Source organism: Rhodoferax sp. GW822-FHT02D07, assembly GCF_058802405.1.
This window is the reverse complement of sequence record NZ_JBXAOD010000002.1, coordinates 416,160-437,034: the sequence shown is the minus strand read 5'-3', so window position 1 is coordinate 437,034 and position 20,875 is coordinate 416,160. Positions and strand designations below refer to the sequence as shown.

The 20,875-nt window shown below is 64.8% G+C and carries 12 protein-coding genes; 11 read left to right on the top strand and 1 reads right to left on the bottom strand.

The genetic code is table 11. The annotated features are described in order from the left end of the window. Nucleotides 1-37: 37 nt before the first annotated feature. From AC1RNN_RS06680 to moaD, 5 genes are all read left to right on the top strand, one after another. Nucleotides 38-1,264, top strand: coding sequence for a pyridoxal phosphate-dependent aminotransferase (locus tag AC1RNN_RS06680; protein ID WP_493087578.1), 1,227 nt, complete (start codon nt 38-40; stop codon nt 1,262-1,264). Between the two features lie 70 nt (nt 1,265-1,334). Continuing rightward, entirely contained in the window at nt 1,335-2,657 is a 1,323-nt protein-coding gene (locus tag AC1RNN_RS06675; RefSeq protein ID WP_493087580.1) for a homoserine dehydrogenase, read from the top strand. Beyond that, nucleotides 2,657-4,087, top strand: coding sequence for a threonine synthase (gene thrC / locus AC1RNN_RS06670; RefSeq protein ID WP_493087582.1), 1,431 nt, complete (start codon nt 2,657-2,659; stop codon nt 4,085-4,087). Before AC1RNN_RS06675 ends, thrC begins: the two co-directional genes overlap by 1 nt. A 77-nt stretch (nt 4,088-4,164) precedes the next feature. After that, nucleotides 4,165-5,406, top strand: a complete 1,242-nt coding sequence (locus AC1RNN_RS06665) for a molybdopterin molybdotransferase MoeA (protein WP_493087584.1) — start codon at nt 4,165-4,167, stop codon at nt 5,404-5,406. Then, nucleotides 5,403-5,654, top strand: a complete 252-nt coding sequence (moaD, locus tag AC1RNN_RS06660) for a molybdopterin converting factor subunit 1 (protein WP_493087585.1) — start codon at nt 5,403-5,405, stop codon at nt 5,652-5,654. Before AC1RNN_RS06665 ends, moaD begins: the two co-directional genes overlap by 4 nt. Here the strand turns inward: moaD and dapA are convergent. Further along, nucleotides 5,651-6,541 carry a 4-hydroxy-tetrahydrodipicolinate synthase gene (gene dapA / locus AC1RNN_RS06655; RefSeq protein WP_493087587.1) on the bottom strand — a complete coding sequence of 297 codons (891 nt, stop codon included), beginning with the start codon at nt 6,539-6,541 and terminating at the stop codon, nt 5,651-5,653. The two genes, moaD and dapA, sit on opposite strands and share 4 nt — an antisense overlap. A gap of 262 nt (nt 6,542-6,803) precedes the next feature. Here dapA and AC1RNN_RS06650 point away from each other — a divergent pair, with 262 nt between their 5' ends. From AC1RNN_RS06650 to AC1RNN_RS06625, 6 genes are all read left to right on the top strand, one after another. Further along, nucleotides 6,804-7,316 carry a molybdenum cofactor biosynthesis protein MoaE gene (locus AC1RNN_RS06650; RefSeq protein ID WP_493087589.1) on the top strand — a complete coding sequence of 171 codons (513 nt, stop codon included), beginning with the start codon at nt 6,804-6,806 and terminating at the stop codon, nt 7,314-7,316. A 62-nt stretch (nt 7,317-7,378) separates the two neighbouring features. Beyond that, nucleotides 7,379-9,214: a hypothetical protein gene (locus tag AC1RNN_RS06645; protein WP_493087590.1), complete on the top strand. Its 1,836-nt coding sequence runs from the start codon at nt 7,379-7,381 to the stop codon at nt 9,212-9,214. A gap of 122 nt (nt 9,215-9,336) precedes the next feature. After that, nucleotides 9,337-11,781, top strand: a complete 2,445-nt coding sequence (locus tag AC1RNN_RS06640) for a putative bifunctional diguanylate cyclase/phosphodiesterase (RefSeq protein WP_493087592.1) — start codon at nt 9,337-9,339, stop codon at nt 11,779-11,781. A gap of 29 nt (nt 11,782-11,810) precedes the next feature. Further along, nucleotides 11,811-17,735 carry an alkaline phosphatase D family protein gene (locus tag AC1RNN_RS06635; protein WP_493087593.1) on the top strand — a complete coding sequence of 1,975 codons (5,925 nt, stop codon included), beginning with the start codon at nt 11,811-11,813 and terminating at the stop codon, nt 17,733-17,735. 149 nt (nt 17,736-17,884) lie between these two features. Further along, nucleotides 17,885-20,476, top strand: coding sequence for an ATP-dependent chaperone ClpB (clpB, locus tag AC1RNN_RS06630; RefSeq protein ID WP_493087595.1), 2,592 nt, complete (start codon nt 17,885-17,887; stop codon nt 20,474-20,476). 11 nt (nt 20,477-20,487) lie between these two features. Then, entirely contained in the window at nt 20,488-20,769 is a 282-nt protein-coding gene (locus AC1RNN_RS06625; protein ID WP_493087596.1) for a DUF427 domain-containing protein, read from the top strand. Nucleotides 20,770-20,875: the final 106 nt, after the last annotated feature.

The window sequence follows — 20,875 nt, the reverse complement described above, 5'->3', positions numbered from 1 at the left end:
TAGGTTTCACCCTGTGTAGCCACCTCCCGGAGGGACTTTGAAAACCGTTCAGAAATCTGCCAAGCTGGCCAATGTGCTCTATGACATCCGCGGTCCCATCATGGACGCGGCGCGTCAGATGGAGGACGAAGGCCAAAAGATCATCAAGCTCAATCTGGGCAATTTGGCGGTGTTCGGTTTTGATGCGCCCGAGGAAATCCAGCAGGACATGATCCGCAACCTGCCCAACTCGGCGGGCTATTCGGACAGCAAGGGCATCTTCGCGGCGCGCAAGGCCGTGATGCACGAGACACAGAAACAGGGTGTTGCCGGCGTTACGCTTGATGACATCTACCTGGGCAATGGCGCCAGTGAGCTCATCACCATGGCTACCAATGCGCTGCTCGACAATGGCGACGAGCTGCTGCTGCCCATGCCCGACTACCCGCTGTGGACCGCAGCCACCAGCCTCTCGGGCGGCACGCCGGTGCACTACCTGTGCGACGAAGCCAATGGCTGGATGCCCAACCTGGACGACATCCGCGCCAAGATCACGCCGCGCACCAAGGGCATCGTGGTCATCAACCCCAACAACCCCACGGGCGTGCTGTACTCCGATGAGCTGCTCAAGGGCATCATCAACATTGCGCGTGAGCATGGCTTGGTGATTCTGGCGGACGAGGTGTATGACAAGGTCCTGTACGACGGTATCAAGCACACCGCGCTGGCCAGCCTGTCCACCGACGTGCTGACGCTGACCTTCAATTCGCTTTCCAAGAGCTACCGTTCCTGCGGTTACCGCGCGGGTTGGCTGGTGGTATCGGGCGACAAGAAGGCCGCGTCGGACTACATCGAGGGCTTGAACATGCTCTCGAATATGAAGCTGTGCTCCAACGTGCCGGGCCAATGGGCGATCCAGACAGCGCTGGGTGGTTACCAAAGCATCAACGACCTGGTATGCGAAGGTGGCCGCTTGCGCCGCCAGCGCGACCTGGCTTACGAGCTGATCACCGCCATTCCCGGCGTGAGCTGCGTGAAGCCGCAGGCCGCGCTCTACATGTTCCCCAAACTGGATCCCAAGGTGTACCCCATCTCGGACGACCGCCAGTTTTTCCTGGAGCTGCTGCGCGAGACCCGCGTGATGCTGGTGCAGGGCACGGGCTTTAACTGGCAACAGCCCGACCATTTCCGCATTGTGTTCCTGCCCCATGAGGACGACCTGCGCGAGGCCATTGGCCGCATCGCACGCTTCCTGGAGAGCTACCGCAAACGCAATGGGACCTGAATCACTCTGATTTTGATAGCGGCTCGCGCACTATTCATGCGGGTCAGACGTATTTTTACTTGAAGAGCTTATGAAACCGATACAAGTGGGCGTGATGGGCCTGGGCACCGTGGGCAGCGGTGTGTTCAATGTCCTGCAGCGCAACCAGGAAGAGATCAAGGGCCGCGCAGGCCGTGGCATCGAGGTGACCATGGTGTCGCGCCGCAACACGGCCCAGGCACTGGCCGTGGTGGGCGACAAGGCCAAGGTGGTGGCCGATGCACGCGACATCATCCGTAACCCCGACATCGACATCGTGGTGGAACTCATCGGTGGCTACACGCTGGCCAAGGAGCTGGTGCTGGAAGCCATTGCCGCTGGCAAGCACGTGGTGACTGCCAACAAGGCCTTGCTGGCCGTGCACGGCACCGAGATCTTTGCTGCTGCCTCCGCCAAGGGCGTGATGGTGGCGTTTGAAGCCGCTGTGGCCGGTGGCATTCCCATCATCAAGGCGCTGCGCGAAGGCCTGACCGCCAACCGTGTGCAATGGATCGCCGGCATCATCAACGGCACGACCAACTTCATCCTGTCCGAGATGCGCGACAAGGGTCTGGACTTTGACGTGGTGCTGAAAGAGGCGCAACGTCTGGGCTACGCCGAAGCCGACCCCACCTTCGACATCGAAGGCGTGGACGCCGCACACAAGCTCACTCTGATGAGCGCGATTGCGTTCGGCATTCCCGTGCAGTTTGACAAGGCCTATGTGGAAGGCATCACCCAACTGAGCTCGGCCGACATCAAATACGCCGAACAGCTGGGCTATCGCATCAAGCTGCTGGGCATCACCAAGCGCATGGCCAACGGCATCGAGCTGCGCGTGCACCCCACGCTGATTCCGGCCAAGCGCCTCATCGCCAATGTGGAAGGTGCCATGAACGCCGTGGTCGTCAACGGTGACGCCGTGGGCACCACGCTGTACTACGGCAAGGGCGCGGGTTCCGAGCCAACCGGCAGCGCCGTGATTGCCGACTTGGTGGACATCACCCGCCTGCACACCGCTGACGCCGCCCAGCGCGTGCCGCACCTAGCCTTCCAGCCCGGCGCCATGAGCAACACGCCCATCCTGCCCATGGGTGAGGTGGTGACCAGCTACTACCTGCGCTTGCGCGTGGCGGACGAAGCCGGCGTGCTGGCCAAGGTCACCGGTATCCTGGCCGAGGCGGGCATCAGCATCGATGCGGTGCTACAGCGTGAAGCCGACGAGATCAGTGGCGAAGCCGGTACGCAGACCGACGTCATCATCCTCACGCACGAGTGCACCGAAGCCAAGATGAACGCGGCCATCGCCCAGATGCAGGCCCTGCCCACGGTGCTGGCGCCCATCACCCGTATCCGCAAAGAGGAGTTGAACTGATGCGTTACCTCTCCACCCGTGGCAACCCCGACCGCAAACGCTTCTGCGAAATTTTGCTTGAAGGCCTGGCGCCCGATGGCGGCCTCTACCTGCCCGAGGCCTACCCGCAGGTCAGCGATGCGACGCTGAGCCAGTGGCGCAAGGTCTACCATGAGCAGGGCTACGCGGCCCTGGCGTTCGAGATCCTGTCGCTCTACATCGACGACATTCCCGCTGACGACCTGCGCGCTTTGTGCGCCAAGACCTACACCGCCGAGGTGTTTGGCACCGGCGAGATCGTGCCGCTGCGCCATCTGGAAGACGGCGTGTGGATCGAAGCCCTGTCCAACGGCCCCACGCTGGCCTTCAAGGACATGGCCATGCAGCTGCTGGGCAACCTGTTCGAGTACGAACTGGGCCGCCGTGGCGAAGAGCTCAACATCCTGGGTGCCACCAGCGGCGACACCGGCAGCGCGGCCGAGTACGCCATGCGCGGCAAAAAGGGGGTGCGCGTCTTCATGACCAGCCCGCACGGCCGCATGAGCCCCTTCCAGCAGGCGCAGATGTTCAGCCTGCAGGACGCCAATATCCACAACATCGCCATCAACGGCGTGTTTGACGACTGCCAGGACATCGTGAAGGCCGTCTCCAACGACCTGGCGTTCAAGCGCAAATACAAGATCGGTACCGTCAACTCCATCAACTGGGCACGCTTGCTGGCCCAGGTGGTGTACTACTTTGCGGGTTACATCCAGGCCACGGAGAAGAATTCGCAGAAGGTCAGCTTCGCAGTGCCGTCAGGCAACTTCGGTAACGTCTGCGCCGGCCATGTGGCGCGTCAGATGGGCCTGCCCGTTGACAAGCTGGTGGTCGCCACCAACGAGAACGATGTGCTCGACGAGTTCTTCCGCACCGGCGTCTACCGCGTGCGTGGTACGGCCGACACGCATGAGACCTCCAGCCCCTCCATGGACATTTCCAAGGCCAGCAACTTCGAGCGCTTTGTGTTCGACCTGCTGGGCCGCGACGGTGCGCGTACCAAGGCGCTGTTTGGTGAAGGCCTGTCCAAGACCGGCCAGTTCGACCTGAGCGCCGATCCCGTGTTCGCCCAGGCCGCCAGCCGTTACGGCTTTGTCAGCGGCAAGAGCGTGCACGCCGATCGCCTGCAAACGATCAAGGACACCTGGAACCGCCACGGCATGGTCATCGACACCCACACGGCCGATGGCCTGAAGGTGGCGCTGGAGCGCCGCGAGGCCGGCGTGCCCATGGTGGTGCTGGAAACCGCGCTGCCCATCAAGTTCGCCGCCACCATCGTCGAAGCTCTGGGCCGTGAGCCCGAGCGGCCCGCCAAGTTCGAAGGCATCGAAGCCCTGCCCAAGCGCGTGAAGGTGATGGACGCCGATGTGGCTGCCGTCCAGGCGCTGATCGCCAGCGAGTGTGGCTACTGAGCCATTGAAGACGAAATAGCTACCTGGCCCGCATCAAATGTGCGCGAGCAGCTATTAAAACCATAGCGATCTCCAGCATGTCCACCGCCCCCCGCAAACCCCTGATGCCGCTGGACGACGCGCTGGCCCAGCTGTTGGCCGATGTGCAGCCCTTGGTGGAGCACGAAACCCTGCCTGTGGCCCAGGCCGACGGCCGAGTACTGGCGCAGACCATCGTGTCGGGCCTGCAGGTGCCGCCCTGCGACAACAGCGCGATGGACGGTTATGTCCTGCGGGTGGATGACGTGCTGGGCGGGCAGGGACCCTTGCCGGTGTCCCAGCGCATTGCGGCTGGCAGTGTGGGCGACCCCTTGCAGCCCGGTACCGTGGCCCGCATCTTTACTGGTGCCCCTGTACCCGAAGGCGCGGATGCGGTGGTGATGCAGGAGGATTGCACGCTGCTGGATGCTGATGGCAATGCCCGCGTGCAGATCAACACCTTGCCGCTGCCCGGCCAGAACATCCGCCGCTCGGGTGAAGACGTCGCCCGTGGCGATGTGGTGCTGGCTGCCGGTACCCGTCTGGGGCCTGCGGCGCTGGGCCTGGCTGCCAGCGTAGGCATGGCGCAGCTGCAGGTGGCTCGCCGCCCGCGTGTGGCGCTGTTCTCCACGGGCGATGAGCTGGTCATGCCTGGCACCGTGCCGCCCGAGCAGATGCCTCCGGGCGCCATCTACAACTCCAACCGCTTTTTCCTGCACGGTCTCCTGCGCCGCCTGGGCTGCGAGGTGACGGATTTGGGCATCGTGCCCGACCGCTTGGACGCGACTGTGCAGGCCCTGCGTGATGCGGCTGGCTCGCACGACCTCATCCTCACCAGCGGCGGCGTGTCCGTGGGGGAGGAAGACCACATCAAACCCGCCGTCCAGGCATTGGGTCAGCTGAACCTCTGGCAGATCGCCATCAAGCCGGGCAAGCCGTTTGCGCATGGCCGTGTGGGCGAAGTGCACTTCATCGGCCTGCCGGGCAATCCGGTGTCCAGCTTCGTCACCTTTCTGGTGCTGGTGCGGCCCTTCCTCTTGCGCCTCCAGGGTGTCCAGGACGTTGCTATGAAAACCATAGCTGCTCGCGCAGATTTTGATTGGCCCAGAGCCGATAAACGGCGTGAATTTCTGCGCGTACGCCGCAATGCCAATGGCGGGCTGGACCTGTTTGGCAACCAGGGTTCGGGTGTGCTCACCTCCGCCGCCTGGGGCGATGGCCTGATCGACGTGCCCGCGGGCGAGCCCATCCAGTACGGCGCAACGGTGCGCTACATCCCCTTCAGCGAGCTATCGGCATGAAGCTCACCGTGCGCTACTTCGCCGCCGTGCGCGAAGCCATGGGTACCAGCAGCGAGCAGCTCAGCACCGAGTCCCGCACGCTCGACGCTCTGCGCGCTGAGCTGGTGGCGCGGGGTGGTGTGGCTGCTCAGGCTCTGGCCCCCGGCCGCGCAGTGCGTATGGCGCTCAACCAGCAAATGAGCGACGGCAGCGCAGCCCTGAGCGAGGGCTGCGAAGTCGCCTTTTTCCCCCCGGTGACTGGCGGCTAGGCCGCTCCCACTGCAGCGCTGAGGGCCTGCAGGCGTTGTCCGAGTGCGGCGCTAGCTGCGGTCATGGGCGCGCGCAGTCCATCCTGAATCAGGCCCTGTTGCGCCAGCAAGGCTTTGACCGGTCCCGGGTTGGGCTCTGCGAACAAGGCTTCCATGAGCGGTTGTAGCGCCTGCCAGTCGGTCCGGGCCTGGGCCAGCTTTCCTTGTTCCAGTGCGCGCATGCATCGCACCAGCCGGGCCGTGTGCACATGGCCGCCTGCGGCGATGGCGCCCGCGCCGCCCCAAGCCAGGGTGGCAAAGATGTTGGCGTCATCCCCCGCCAGTACCTGCAGCTGCCCGTCGGCAATCAGGGCCTGGGTCTTGGCGGCGTCGCCACCGCAGTCCTTGATGGAGCGGATGTTGGGGTGCTGCGCCAGCGCACGCAGGGTGGCGAGCTGCAGCGTGCTGCCGGTGCGGGCCGGAATGTCGTAGAGCCAGACAGGGGCGCGGCTGGTGCTGGCAATGGCCTCAAACCAGTGTTGCAGCCCGGCCTGCGACGGGCGGATGTAGTGGGGGGCGGGCACCAGCAGACCTGCTAGCTCCCGATCATTGAGCGTGCGCACCCAGTCCAGCGTGTCGGGCAGGTGGTAGCCCGACAGGCCCATGACCAGCGGCAGCCCGGGCGCGGCCTGTTGCACAGTGTCCAGCACGGCCAGTTGCTCGTCCTCGCTCAGTGCCGCAGCCTCGCCGGTAGAGCCGCAAACCACGATGCCGGCGATGCCTTGCGGTACCAGGTGCTGCACCAGGGTGCGCAGCGCTGCGTGGTCGACTGCATGGTGGTGAAACGGTGTAACGAGGGGAATCCACAGGCCGGTGGGTTGGTGGCCAGAGTTGTCAGAAGCGTGCACGCGAACATCCTTTGCAAAAAGCGACCGATGGAAGGAAACCATCGACAGGTGCGCGGCGGGTGCGGAAAACGGGGGAGGGGTGTTGTTCGCAGTTCCATCGCTCACTTGAGGACGGAACCGCAGCTCCGGTCAAATGAGCTTGGGTTTTTTGGATTTGTTTGCGGCCACCACACATGCGCAGGCCAGTGCCAGAGTGGCTGCGGCGAGAAGTGTGGTGAGTGCGAACATGGGACACATCCTAGCACGATGCCACAATCTGGCCATGCCTTCTGATGCCGCTTCCCACGCCCGTGTCCGTATCCAGCCACAGCCTTTTGACGTGGCGCAGGAGATAGCCGCCCTGCAAGCCGGTGACCCGCGCGTCGGGGCGGTTTGCACGTTTGTGGGTCTGGTGCGTGACCGCAATGCACCCGGTGCGGCGGGCTCTGTGCAAAGCATGGAGCTGGAGCATTACCCCGGCATGACCGAGAAATCCATCGAGACCATGGTGGACGAAGCCATGGCCCGCTTCGACATCTTCGGTGCCCGTGTGGTCCACCGCATCGGCCTGTTGCAGCCGACGGAGGGCGTGGTGCTGGTGGCCGTCAGCTCGGCACACCGCGGCCAGAGTTTCCAGGCCTGCGAGTTCCTCATGGACTATCTCAAGACCCAGGCCCCGTTCTGGAAGAAAGAGCAAACGCCCCAAGGCGCGCACTGGGTGGATGCCCGGGTGAGCGATGATGCGGCGTTGGCGCGCTGGGGCATTGCTGCGGGTAACGCGCCTGCGGCTGACTGAAACACGCTGTTACAACGCCCTGCTTCTCCCTAGAATGCAGTTCGTACAACACGGAGCAGGGCATGGGCAAAAAGGGACCGCTGACATTTGTATCTCCCAAGGAGTTCAAGGAGCGCACCTCGCTGCGCCTGCACGCACGCAGCGCCGGCACCCAGAAGCTGGACTTGGCCTATGCGGCCTACTGGGAGTCGCAGTCGGACTACAAGAGAAAGCAGCTCTACCAAGCCCTGCAAGACTACCGCCTGGCCCATGGCGGTGACTGGCGCAGTTGCGAGCGCAATACGGTCAGCGGCGGCCTGCTGGAGTGGATGCACAACGAGCTTGCCCCCGACAGCGTGCGCATATCGCCCCAGAAGGCGCGCGCGCTGGACTTGGCGGCAGCCAAGAAAATCCGTGAGACCGAGATTCCGCATTCGCGCTACGGCGTGCTGTATTTCCTCGCCAATATCGAGCTCAAGATGGATGTGGCCTCGGTAGTGATCGAGGGCCTGAGCACCGTGGGCGCCTCCGTGGGCACCGGCTTTGGCACCGACTTTCACAAGCTCGGCAACGCCGCCAAGGCCAACAAGGCCGTCTTCGACGCTCTGGGTCAACCGATCAAGACCAGCCACCTCGTGGGTGCGGGCAAGGGCGTGCTGGGGGTGGTCAAGGGCGCCAGCACCACAGCCGGCAAGGTCTCGTCCACGCCGGTGGTGGTGCCTGCCAAGACCTGGTTTCCGACCAGCGAGGCCGCGCTCAACCGCGTGACCACCGGCCTGAGTGATGTGTACAACCACAACAAATACCTGGGCGCTGCGGCTTATGTGGGGGCGGGCATCGCCTCGCCGCTGATCGCCACCGGTGCCTTGCTGGCCGACGGCGCGCTGGCGATTGCGCGCGCCGCGCGCGCGCTGTGGGAGGCGGTCAAGAAAGCGCTGGGCTCAGTGGCCCGCCTGATCACCGACGCCTGGCGCGATCGCGGCAGCATCAACACGGCGGAGAAGGCGGGTGCGCTGATCAAGGCCTGCACCAAGTACATCCTCGACCTGGTGATGAAAAACGCGCTGCCCTTTCTGGGCGGCGCCATGGACGTGGGCACTGGCCTGGCGCGCACCATCGACGAAGCCTGCACCCGCATTGCCTCCTGGAACGATCGTCGCCGCATCCGCCTGCGCGCCGGCCACCCCGAGGAGATGGCCAATGCGGTCGAACACCAGATGAGCATGGGCGTCTTCAAGGGTCTGGCCGATGTGCTCAAGGGTGCCAGCAAGGTGGCCGTGGGTGTGTTTTTGCCCGGGCTGGGCGCATTGGTGAGCGTGGTGATCTCCGCGATTGAATGGATGATCAAGCTGATCTACCGCCTGCTGGAGCGCTCGGCGATTGCCGATTTCCTGGGCAAGGCACGCGAAGAGTTCGCCAAGGAGCGTGCTCGGGCCGACCTGCAGCCTGGTCCGGCGCGCGGCGTCTATGGCAACCGCGAGCCCAATACCAAGGCCGGCGGCCTGATCACCGACACCAAGGCCTTTACCGAGTTCTTTCAGGAAGGTTGCCGCGCCAGCGCCATCATTCCCATGCTCACGCTCAACTCTGGCCTGGCCGGCAGCCTGATGACCATGGTGGAGCTGTTCGACGACGACGGCACCCAGTCGGCCGCCGCCCCCGGCAAGCGCGGCGAGTTCGACATTGCCACCGGCTACTTCGCCCGGCTCAAGCAGTTCTCTGTGGGCTACCTCAAGAGCTGCGGCTTTCAGTTCCGCCCGCTGGAGCCCAGCAACGAGCTCATACGTGGCCTGCTCAAGCACGCCACCGGTGCACGCCGCGAAACCTTGGACGCCAATGGCAAGGTCATTGCCGTCGCCACCAGCCACGCTTTGCCAGTGACCTGGTCGGCCCGCGCCGCAGCGATTGCAAGAGCCTGAAATACATGATCCTGTAACGTTTGTGAATGGGGCACCCCTACAATGAAACCAGCCTGCCGATGGGGTGTGTGCCCAGCGGTCATGGCGCGATAAACCTATTAATTTTCGCGACAAGGGTGGTCATGAATCTGGGGCTAAGGGCGCTGCGTTTTCTAGTTTGGCTGGCCGCTTTGCTATGGGGTACGGCCGCCTCTGCAGCCCCGCTGGCGGTGGACTACCGCTGCGACGCCTTTGTCATGCCCCAGGTCACCGAAGTCACTGCCGGCTGGACGGCGGCCTCCGACGGCAAGGTGCCCGTTGCCACCCATAGCCAGCCTTGCTGGATCCGTATCGCCAAACTGCCTTCGGGCCAGTCCTTGGGCACGTCAGACTGGTTGTCCTTTGCCGACCTCAATGTGCAACGTGTGGATATACGCCTCTTCGATGCCAAAGGGCGTTCCTTGGGGCAAGCTGTGCGCTTGGGGCAGAGTAGTGGCGCGCTGGTCACCGGCCTGCGGGCCATCTTCACACCCAGCCCACAGGCGGAGTTCCCGCTTTATGCGCAGTTCGCTCCGCCCTCGGGGGTGTTGGCTTACCCGGGGCTGGCGCATGAGCTGGTGGTGGAGTCCGTCCAGGCGGAAAGCAGCCTGCGGGCAGAGCAGGGCGTGGACCTGATCAACCACAGTGGCGCCATCTTCCTCTTCACCACCGCACTGGTGGCCCTGTTTTTCTGCGTGGCACTGCGCGACTGGAACTACGGTATTTACGCGCTCTATGCTGGCATGCAGTCCATCACCATCTTCACCAAGAGCGGACTGCCCTTTGTGCTGGATGCGCATTCCGCGCTGTGGCTCAACGCCTGGATATTCAACTACCTAGTCGGTGTGCTGTCGGTGCTGCTGAGCGTGCGTTTCGGGCGCTTTCGGATCCACAGCCCGCTGGCGGCCCGTGTGGCCTATGGCGTGGCCTGCATGTTCGTGCTGCTGATTCCGCTGCATTACATGTTGCCGTCCGTGGCCAATATGCTGATTTACCTCGTCGTCCCGCTGCACTTCCTGGTGCTGCTGACTGGCAATTGGCGCGGCTGGCGTGCCGGCGAGCGTGGCTGCGGCATCCTGTTGCTGGGCATGACGCCGATTGCGGCCTATTGGCTCACCTTTTTGTTTTACAGCGTGGTGTTGCGTGAGCCCATGCCCTCGGAGCTTGCGCTGGGTTCGCCTTTTGATTTCGTGCGCACGCTGTTGCTGCCCATTGCCTTCTGCTACGGCATTGCCGACCGTACGCTCAGCCTGCAACGTGAGACTTCGCGCATGGCGCGCTTCGATCCGCTCACCGGCCTGCTCAACCGTGAAGGTGCGCGCCAATATGGCCAGTTGTGCATCGACGAGGGCCAGAGGCCCGTGGCGCTGATGCTCAATGTGGAGCGCTTCCACGCCATCAACGAAACTCTGGGGCCGGAGCTGGGCGACCAGATCCTGCAGGAAACAGGGCGCCGCCTGCTGTCTGTCTGCCGCGAACATGCCACGGCGCGTGTGGGCCGCATGCATGCAGACCAGTTTTGCCTCGTGTTCCCCGGCCAGCTGAGTCTGGCGGCTGTACGGGAAGAGATTGAGCTCGAATTCAACCACCCTGCAGAAATCAAGGGCCAAGCTGTCGATATTGCGCTGTCCGTTGGCGTGGCGCTGCCGGCTGAGGACAGTCCCACCATGGCCCAGCTGCTGCGCAATGCCGAGATTGCGCTGGATGCCGGCCGTGCCCAGCACCGCAACTGGTTGCATTACCAACAGGCCATGGAAAGCAGCCAGCGCGCCGACCTGGATTTGCTCTCCGAGCTCAAGCGCGGGGTCGAGGCGGGCGAACTGCGCCTTTATTTGCAACCCAAGGTCCGGCTGCACGATGGCACCGTCAACAGCGCCGAAGCCCTGGTGCGCTGGGAGCACCCGGTGCGCGGCATGATTCCGCCCGGCAACTTTGTGCCCTTTGCCGAGAAAACCGGCCGGATCACGCTGATTACCCGCTGGGTTCTGGAGCGGGCCATGCGATTGGCCACGCAGTACCGCGCGCAGGGCAAGCCCTTGCAGATTTCGGTCAACCTTTCCATCTTCGACCTGAGCGAGGCCGGTTTTGCCGCGCGCACCGCGGCGCTGGCCCGAGAGGTGGGCGTGGAGCCTGCCGACATCCGCTTTGAAATCACCGAGAGCGGTGCCATGCAGGACCCGGCCTCTGCGCTGGAGGTCATGAATGCGCTGCGTAACAGTGGCTTCAGCCTGTCCATTGACGATTTCGGCACCGGCTATTCCTCGCTCGCCTACCTGCAGAAGATGCCCGTGGCGGAGCTCAAGATCGACCGCGCCTTTGTGCGCAATGTGCGCCCGCACAGCGACAGTGCGGCCCTGCTGGAATCCACCATCGCCATGGGCCACCGACTGGGGCTGGTGGTGGTGGCGGAAGGCGCAGAAGACGCCGATGAATGGGCTCTGCTGACGGCGATCGGCTGCGACTATGCGCAAGGCTGGTTTGCCGCAGCGCCCATGCCGATAGAAGAATTTGAGCGCTGGCGTGAGACCCGGCTGCCGTTTCTACGATGATGTGAACCAACTTTTCAGGGGGACTCGCGATGCACTGGCTGTCACACGGTGTGGAGCAACTAATCACCAACGTGCAACAGGAGGGCTACGCCCCCGAGGTGCTTGTGGTGGGCTCGGGCTACGGAGGCTCGGTCGCTGCTTTGCGCTTTGCCGAACATGGCCGTAGCGTGGCCCTGCTGGAGCGGGGCAATGAGTATGTTGCCGGTGAATTTCCAACGGACTTCGGGCAGTTTGGCGGCTTTGTGCGCGCCGAAGTGGGAGGCAATCCGGAGCGCGGCGCCGGTGCCGCTGCCGTGGGCTACGAAGATGCCCTGTTCGACTTTCGCCTGGGCGCCCGGGCCAGTGCGCTGGTGGGCAATGGCCTGGGCGGGGGCAGTCTCATCAATGCTGCGGTGGCTCTGCGACCGGACGAGCGGGTCTTCCAGCAGGAGGCCTGGCCCGTGGCATTGCGTGAATCCTCGCTCGATGCGGATTACGCCCTGGCCAACCAGATGCTGGAAATCCAGTCCCCGGCGGCGCAGCGTGCGTCGCCGGCTTGCGTGCCGCAGCAAACCGCCAAGTACCAGCGCATGCAGGACATGGGGGCTGCAGCAGCCAGCCAGTTTGCCACCTCTGATCTCCAGGTCAGCACCGAAGACGTGCCATTGGCTATCGAGTTCCGGCGCGACGCACCGTTAGGGTTGGGCCCGCGCGATGCCTGTGTGGGCTGCGGCGACTGCTGCTCGGGTTGCAACCACAACGCCAAGCTGAGCTTGGACAAAACTTACCTGCCGCGTGCGGTGCAGGCCGGAGCCAAGCTGTTCACCGGGGTGAGCGTGCTGTATGTGTCGCACAGCCCTGACCCCGCCCACCCCGGCCGCGACTGGGTGGTGCACTGCGTGCGAACCACCGAGCGCGGCACCTGGGAGCAATCGTTCGAGGCGCAGGAAGGCGCCCTCAACGGTGCTTATGAGTTCACGCTGCGGACGGGGCGTGTGGTCCTCAGCGCCGGCACCTTTGGTTCCAGCGAAATCCTGCTGCGCTCCCAAACGCATGGCCTGCTGGTGGCGCACACCTGGCTGGGCAAGGGCATCTCCGCCAATGGCGATGACCTTAGCGCGGCCTACGATCTGGACGACACGGCCAACGCGCTGGGGGAGGGCAGTGGCGCACCACGCCCGGTTGATGGCAAGGTGGGCCCCACCATCAGTTCGGTGATCCGCTTCAACCATCGCAAGGACCACACGCAGAGCACGATCACCGAAGACGGCGGTATCCCCGGCATGCTGGCGCCCATCGTGGGCGAGATGCTGTCCACCCTTGGCGTATTGCCACAGCTGGCGCGCTTTGGCCTGCGCCAGCGTGGTAGCCGGGACCCGCTGGTAAGCGACCCGCAACGCGTGGCGCGCAGCCTGGTCATGCTGGGCATGGGGCACGACAGCGCGGCTGGCGAGGCCGGATTGGCCAAACCCCAATCCCGCCTGTCCTGGTCCTGGGCCAAGGGCGCGTTGGATGCCGCCCCGGGCCTGCACCGCAGCCGCGGCACCAGTGTGGAAGAGGTGGGCGCCGAATTTCTGCCCAACCCCGCCAGTGGCGTCTTGCCCGACAAGATTGCCAGCGTGCTCAGCGGCCCCAAGGGGGACGGTGGCTGGGTCACTGTGCACCCGCTGGGTGGCTGCCGCATGGCTGCTTCTCCCGCGCAAGGGGTGGTCAACCACCAGGGGCAGGTGTTCCTGCCCGACGGCAGTGTGCATGCGGGCCTCATGGTGGTGGATGGCTCAGTGATTCCCACCTCTTTGGGCGTAAACCCCTTGCTCACCATCACTGCCCTGGCCGAGCGTGCCTGCCGTCTGGTGCTGCAACACGAGCCCGCCTCTGCGCCGCTGACCCAGGCACTGCCGGCGCATCCGCCCGTCGCCCCCACCGTCCATGCCGAGCCCGGCGCTCTTCGTGGTGCAGTGCTTGCTGAGGTGCTGCGCGGCCCCTTGCAAGCGGTGCCCGATGTCACACTGCCAGCGTGGTGGCCAACCGGGCAGGACGCCCCGGCTGCGCTGTTTCTGGAGATGGATGTGGCCGACTGGGAGCGCCTGTGGCAAGACCCGAGCCATACGCTGCAAGCCATGCCGGGTACGCCCACGTCCCGCAGCCTGACCGATTCGTGTTTGGTGGTGGATACGCCGCATGGTCCGTCCATAGTGCTGAGGGTGACCGGCGGTACGGTGCAGTTGTTTCGCCCCGCGTCCGAGGGCCTGCTTTCACGTGTCAGCCGTGTAGTTCGGGCCGGGCTCACCTATTGGGTTGCCCGCTGGCGTCCCGACATGACGCGTCCCAAGGAGGCCGGCCAGAAGCAGCCCCTGCCTCGCATGCTGTGGGATGGCCTGAAGATGCTGTGGCATGCCAGTGCGGCGCGTACCTTTGACTACCGCCTCACGCTGAGCGATGGCGACAACAGCTGGTACCTGGATGGCAAGAAGCTGATCCAGCCCGCCCTGAGCTGGAGCGAACTCTGGGCTTGGGCGGGCAAGAAGTGGCAGCAGGGCGGCTGGCCTGCGCCACAGCGCCGCAGCGTCTGGGACGAGCTGACCCAGCTTGATGTGCGCCTCATGCGGGCCAAGGGCGGCCGCGTGTTGGCCACGGGCCGCCTGAGCATGGATGTGCCCGAGATGGTGCGCCGCATTGCACCTCAGATGAAGCCCGGCCCCGACACGGTCAACGCGCTGGCGGCCTTCATCACCTACCCGCTCACTATCCTGCGCTATGTGGTGAGCAGCCGCATGCTCGACTTCCGCCTGCCTGACTACAAGGCTGACCTGCCCGCCGCCGACCCGGCCGAGGCACCCGATGACGGCCTCTTCGAGCTGACCGCTGACCAGTACCCGCCCATCCAGCTGCCTGGCGGCCGCACGGTGGCGCCGCAGGCGCCGGTGTGCCTCACGGTGCCGCTGCGGGCCGGGGCGGATGCTTCCGATCCCAAAACCGAAACCATCCGCATTGGCATGGTGCGTTATGCCCAGCCGCGCGTGGAATCCACCGTCACGGCGCAAGGGCAGCGTCGCTTCAAGTCCATCATCCTGCTGAACGGGTTTGCGCAAAACACCTTGCCCTTTGTGGCCGAAGAGCTGGGGGAGCGGGCGCTGGCCACCATGCTCTACGCCCAGGGCTGGGACGTGTGGCTGCTGGAGTACCGCGTCAGCCCCTTCCTGCGATCGTCGGCACGCCTCTCCAGTATGGATGACATTGGCGCCTGCGATCTGCCGGCTGCGGTGAACCACGCGTTGGAGGTATTGCAGGCCGAGCGCAGCGAGCCTGAGTTGCTGCCTGGCCAGCTCAGTGTGTTCAGCCACTGCGTGGGCTCGGCGTCGACCGCCATGTCGCTCTTGGGTGGCCACCTTACGCATGCGTCCGGCCAGCCCAAGGTGGCCGCCGTGCTGTTCTCGCAGTTCCAGCCCTATGTGATCGGTTCGGTCACCGCGCAAATGCGCCTGCAGGTTGCTTCGCTCATGGTCAACGCGCTGGGCCTGGAGTATGTGAACTTTGCCGCCGGTACCGCCCAGGCCGATGGCCTGCACGCGCTCATGGACCGGCTATTTGCCAGTTTCCACTATGACGAGGCCGAGCGCTGCCCGCACGAGCACGACCTGCGTGTGCACCAGCCCGACAGCACCTCCTGCAAGCGCATGGCCGGTTTCCTGAGCCGCCTGTTCCGCCACGACCAGCTCATCGAGAGCCAACCCGGCCGCCCCGGAACCCACGAGAAGCTGGACCTGTACTTCGGTCGCACCAACCTGGGCGTGTTCCTGCACGGCGCCAAGTGCGTGGAGTACGAACATCTGGTGGACGCCGATGGCCAGAACATCTATGTGACGGACGAAAACGTGCGCCGCTACCTGGGCATGCCCGTCATGCTGCTGCACGGTGCAGACAACGTGCTGTTCGACCAGGAATCGCTGCACGAAACCCAGCGCCAGTTCAGCCGTGCTTTTGGCGGCCAGCGCCTGGCCACCGGCTTGGACCGCTTTCTGGTCGCGCCACAGCACGCCCACTTTGACTGCACCATCGGCAAGCGTGCGCCCGAAGTCATCTTTTCGGAGGTGGTGGATTTCTTCAACAAAGCCCAGGCCGCCGAGCTACCCGAGCCCGCCACGCAAAACCGGCTGCGCGCGCGCCTGCCGCGTACCGGTCCGTTGACCGGCTGGGTCCGGCGCGAGGGGGCGGACACCGTCTTGCGCGTCTGGATGGAGGTGGACAACGCGCAGGCCGACACGGCCGTGGGCGCCATGACCTTGCTCTCGGTCGGAGGCCAACGCACGGTGCAGGCCTGGCCGTTGGTGAGCAGCCCGCTGGAGGGCTTGGTGGGCGTGGCGCAGGATGCGACACCCGACCAGAGCATCGTCTACGCGGTGGCCGACCTGCGGGTGCCGGCTGACTGGCAGGGCGCCATCACCGTGGCCATGGTGAGTCTGCACCGCATTGCCGCAGATGCTCCGATGGAGCCGCCAGCCGCCCCGCTGCACTGGCCCGACGTATGGGGCCAGCCGCTTACGGTGGAAGAGGTCACTGGCAATGCCGGGCGCAGCCCGGTACCCGCTGTGCCCCCGTCCTTTGAGGCGGCTCTGGCCGATCACCGCCAAACCCTGGCGCAGGCCAGAGGAGCTGCGGGCTGGGAACTGGCGCCTACCGGCATCGCGGTGCCCCAAACCGCTGTGGGGCACGGGGTACTGCAGCCCCAGCCGCTGGACCTGACGCTGGACGATGCCATCGCCCTGTTGCGGCCACTGGCCGCCCTGGTGCGGGAGCAACGCGATGTGGCCCTGCGCGCGCTGCCCGGCACGCTGTCGCGCCAGCGCCGCAGCCTGCGCTGGATGCGCGACTGTGTGCTGCGCCTGCAGGGGCGCTTGCTGGTGCCGCAGGGTGGCTTGCGCTTTGTGGCCGCCACCTGCCGCCACCCCGGCATCACCGAGCTGGAGGCCGCACGCAGCGACCACGTGTTGCAGCAACTGGCCCAGCATCAGCGCCAGGCCCCCGCGTCCTTCATGTGGATGCTGGGTGACCAAATTTATGCTGATGCACGCGCCGGCCTGGCCTCTGGCAGCTCGCCCATCGAAGCGCTGCTGCCGCGCTACCGCGAGGCCTTTGCTTCGCCCGGGTTCAAGCAGTTGGCCCGCAGCCTGCCGCTGTACATGGTGATGGACGACCACGAGATCGCTGACAACTGGAGCCGCGACGAAGAGCGCCTGGGTACGCCGCGCGCCGTGCTGACGCGCAATGCGCTCAGCGCCTTTGCGGCCTTCCAGCGCGCGCACGGCCCGGCGCCCATGGGGCCGCAAGGCCACGACGGTGTGGTGTCGCATGCGGACGCGGCCTTTCTTTCGCTCAACACCCGGGTGCACCGCAGCCGCGCGCTGGAGCCCAAGCGCCGCCTGCTGGACCCGGGCCAGTGGCAGTTGCTGCAAGACTGGCTGCTGCAGGAAGAGGCGCGCGGTGCGCACGCCAAGTTCATTGCCACGGGCTCCGTGCTGGCGCCGGGGCTGGTGCAAGGGCAGGGCTGGCCCTCGCCGCGCTGTACCGACAACTGGCAACTGGTGGAAACCGAGCGCCAGCGCGTGCTCGACTTCATCGCCGAACAGCGCATCCGCAACGTGGTCTTCCTCTCGGGCGATTACCACTGCGCGGCCAGTGCCACCATCACCTTCAGCCACAGCCCGGTCAAGGCCTATGCGCTCGTAACCCCGGCTTTGCATGCGCCCCTGCGCTTTGCCAACGTGGCTGCGCATGACATGCTGGCGCAGGAAACCGTACCGCTGGCGGCTGGGCAGGCGCAGATCAACGCCCAGGCATGGAATGGCGATGGCTGGCTGGAGTGCGCGCTGCAGCCCTTGGCGGGCGGCGGTCAGCATCTGCGTGCCGCTTTCCGCATGCAACGCTTTGATGTGGCTGAGCCGGACCACCGGGTAACGGAATGGGAGTTGCGCTGAGCTAGGTTGGTGCCCGGCGCTGGCCGCCGGGCTTGAGATAGGTCAAACTGGGGCCATGGTGGCGGGACGGCTGGCTTTTCAGGCCTTGAAATTCGTGCCTCCTGCCCCCAAGCTGAGAGGCATCCAATATTTTCGTCGCGGAAACTCCAATGCGCATCGACAAACTGACCACCAAATTCCAAGAGGCCCTGAGCGAGGCCCAGACCCTGGCCCTCACCCATGACAACGCCTACATTGAGCCTGTGCACGTGCTGGCGGCGATGATTCGCACTGACGACGCCCCCAAAGCGCTGATGAACCGCGCTGGCGTCAACGTCGCCGGTCTGCTGGCCTCGGCCGAAGCCGCCATCAAAAAGCTGCCCCAGGTGCAAGGCCACGAGCAGGTGACCGTGGGGCGCGACATGGTGTCCCTGCTCCAAGCGGCCGAAAAAGAATCCATCAAGCGCGGCGACCAGTTCATTGCGGGCGAGCTATTCCTGCTGGCTGTGGCCGACCACAAGGGCGACGTGGGCAACATCGCCCGCGCCAACGGCCTGACCCGCAAGAGCCTGGAAGCCGCCATCGAGGCCGTGCGCGGCGGTCAGAATGTGAACAGCGCCGATGCCGAAGAGCAGCGTGAATCGCTCAAGAAGTATTGCATCGACCTGACCGAGCGCGCCCGTCTGGGCAAGCTGGACCCGGTGATTGGCCGCGACGATGAAATCCGCCGCGCCATCCAGGTGCTGCAGCGCCGCACCAAGAACAACCCTGTGCTGATCGGTGAGCCCGGCGTGGGCAAGACCGCAATTGTGGAAGGCCTGGCCCAGCGCATCGTCGCCGGTGAGGTGCCCGACAGCCTGAAGGGCAAGCGCGTGCTGAGCCTGGACATGGCTGCTTTGCTGGCTGGAGCCAAGTTCCGTGGCGAGTTTGAAGAGCGCCTGAAGAATGTGCTCAAGGATCTGGCCAAAGACGAAGGCCAGACCATCGTCTTCATCGACGAGCTGCACACCATGGTGGGCGCCGGCAAGGGCGAGGGCGCCATGGACGCCGGCAACATGCTCAAGCCCGCGCTGGCGCGCGGCGAGCTGCATTGCGTGGGCGCCACCACGCTGGACGAATACCGCAAATACATCGAAAAAGACGCCGCGCTGGAGCGCCGCTTCCAGAAGATTCTGGTCGGCGAGCCCACGGTGGAGGCCACCATCGCCATCCTGCGCGGCCTGAAAGAGCGCTACCAGGTGCACCACGGTGTGGACATCACCGACCCGGCCATCGTGGCCGCGGCTGAGCTGAGCCACCGCTACATCACCGACCGCTTCTTGCCCGACAAGGCTATCGACCTGATCGACGAAGCCGCCTCCAAGATCAAGATCGAGCTGGACTCCAAGCCCGAGGTCATGGACAAACTTGACCGCCGTTTGATTCAGCTGCAGATCGAGCGCGAAGCCGTCAAGAAAGAAAAGGACGAAGCCTCGCTCAAGCGCTTTGAGCTGATCAACGAAGAGATTGCCAGCCTGCAGAAAGAGATTGCCGACCTCGAAGAAATCTGGAAAGCCGAAAAAGCCACCGCCCAGGGCAGCGCCCAGGTGCGTGAAGAGATCGACAAGCTGCGCACCCAGATCGAGGGCCTGACCCGCAAGGGCGACCTGGCCAAGGTGGCCGAGCTGCAATACGGCAAGCTGCCCGAGCTGGAAAAGCGTCTCAAGGAAGCGCAGGACCAGGAGGCCGGCAAGGCCGCCGCCGGCCGCGCCAACCAGCTGCTGCGCACCCAGGTGGGTGCGGAAGAAATTGCTGAAGTGGTGAGCCGCGCCACCGGGATTCCGGTGAGCAAGATGATGCAGGGCGAGCGCGACAAGCTGCTGCAGATGGAGACCAAGCTGCACGACCGCGTGGTGGGGCAGGACGAAGCCATCTCCGCCATTGCCAACGCCATCCGCCGCTCTCGCTCCGGCCTCTCTGACCCGAACCGCCCCACGGGCAGCTTCCTCTTCCTGGGCCCCACGGGCGTGGGCAAGACCGAGCTGTGCAAGGCGCTGGCCGGCTTCCTGTTTGACAGCGAGGAGCACTTGATTCGCATCGACATGAGCGAGTTCATGGAGAAGCATTCCGTGGCCCGCCTGATCGGTGCGCCCCCTGGCTATGTGGGCTACGAGGAGGGCGGCTACTTGACCGAGGCCGTGCGCCGCAAGCCCTACAGCGTGCTGCTGCTCGACGAGGTGGAAAAGGCCCACCCCGATGTGTTCAACGTGTTGCTGCAGGTGCTGGACGATGGCCGCCTGACCGACGGCCAGGGCCGCACCGTGGACTTCAAGAACACTGTCATCGTGATGACCAGCAACATCGGCAGCCAGCTCATCCAGAGCATGGTGGGGCAGGACTACGAAGACGTGAAGGAAGCGGTGACCGGCGAGCTGAAGAACCACTTCCGCCCAGAGTTCTTGAACCGCATCGACGAGACCGTGGTCTTCCATTCGCTGGGCGCGGACCATATTGCGTCCATCGCCAAGATCCAGCTGGCCACCCTCATGGGCCGTTTGGCCAAGATGGACCTGACCCTGGCCGTGAGCGACGCGGCAGTGGCCGAGTTGGCCAAGGTCGGCTTCGACCCGGTGTTTGGCGCGCGGCCGCTCAAGCGCGCAATTCAGCAGCGCATCGAGAACCCACTCTCCAAGCTGCTGCTGGAAGGCAAGTTCGCGCCCAAGGCCACCATCAGCGTGGGCGTGGACCCCATCCAGGCGCCGGGCGAGTTTCACTTCAGTTAACAGGAGATTGCATGAAAGCTATCTGGAACGGCAAAGTCATTGCCGAGAGCGACGACACGGTCATGGTGGAGGGGAATCACTACTTCCCCGCCAGCAGCCTGAACCGTGACTACGTGCAGTTCAGCAACCACAAGACCAGCTGTGCCTGGAAAGGCCAGGCCAGCTACTACTCGCTGCTGGTCAACGGCGAGATGAACCCCGACGCCGTCTGGTACTACGCCGACCCCAAACCCGAGGCCGACATGGTGCGCGACCGGGTGGCCTTCTGGAAGGGCGTGCAGGTTACGGCCTAAGCTGGTTCAGGAGTAAATTGGCCTCTAGCCCCCGTGAAATATGCGCGAGCAGCTACTGATTCTGTAGCGAAAACCGCTCGCGCAGTACGTGGTGGCATCACTTTGT